Here is a 1,021-nt window from a genome sequence, read left to right as displayed (position 1 = left end):
GTGGGGGACAAGGTCCTGCTGGGCGCGGGGCCGGAGCTGTCCTCTCGGACGGCCTGGGCGGGCTTCATCCCGGCAAAGGTCCCCGGGCTGGTGGTGGTGAAGTACGTGGACCCCAAATATTGGAAGGGCCGCATGGTCCATGTGGAGGCGGGCGGATGAGAGTAGTTGGACAGGTGCGGGTTGACATGAAGCCGGTGAAGCAGATCATGGCCCGCCTGGGCATCCACGCCCGGGGGGACGTGCAGCGCTTCCACACCGCCAACGTACTGCGCCGCATCCAGAAGTATATGCCCTACCGCACCGGGGCCACTATCCACCTGATGGTCGCCCAGAGCCCGGTTGGGGACCCCTTTATCCACGTAGATGTGCCCTACGCCCGGATGCTCTACTACGGCAAGGTGATGGTGGACCCTGTGACCCATGCGGCGGGCTTCCTCACCGAGAACGGCTGGCGGTCCCGGCGGGGTGTTAAGAAGGTCAAAAGCAACCGGGATATCCAGTATGACAAGAGCAAAAATCCCCGTGCCGGCCCCTTCTGGGACCGCCGCCTGACAGCCGCTGAGGGTGCCGCTATGTCGGCGGAGCTCCAGGACTATGTGCGAAGGAGGGCCCGCCCGTGACCGCGCTGGAGAAAATCACCGCTTTTGTGAGGAGCTATCCGGGTGCGGATATCCTCCAAAAATTCCGGATTGACTACACCGACCAGATTCCCGCCAACGCCGGCGTTTTTCCCTCCGGCCTGGTGGAGATCGACCGGAAGACGGATATCTGCGGCGGTACCACCGTCACCAACCAGTACAACTTTGGCCTGTACTACGTCTTCGAGAAGGCCCCCGGGGACGACGCAGGGGCGGCAGTGAACGCCGGCTGGCTCATGGACTTCCAGGAGTGGGTCCAGGAGCAGTCCGCCCGGGGCCTGGCCCCCGTCTTCGGCGATCTTCCCAGGCAGGAGAAAATTACCGCCCAGAACGGCGTGCTCTACAGCGCGGAGGACGAGGGCCTGGCCACCTACATGGTGCAG

General features: G+C 64.0%; 2 protein-coding genes. Both read left to right on the top strand.

Translation table 11 applies throughout. The features are described from left to right. The first annotated feature begins 155 nt into the window (after positions 1 to 155). Positions 156 to 620, top strand: coding sequence for a minor capsid protein (locus tag D1646_RS22395; RefSeq protein WP_160638525.1), 465 nt, complete (start codon positions 156 to 158; stop codon positions 618 to 620). Next, positions 617 to 1,021, top strand: a 405-nt coding sequence (locus D1646_RS22390) for a hypothetical protein (RefSeq protein WP_160638524.1), incomplete at its 3' end; no start/stop codon positions are given. The genes D1646_RS22395 and D1646_RS22390, both read left to right, overlap by 4 nt.

The organism is Pseudoflavonifractor sp. 60 (assembly GCF_009911645.1).
In the GTDB taxonomy this organism is placed as follows: Bacteria; Bacillota; Clostridia; order Oscillospirales; family Oscillospiraceae; genus Lawsonibacter.
This window is presented reverse-complemented; position numbering and strand designations above follow the sequence as displayed.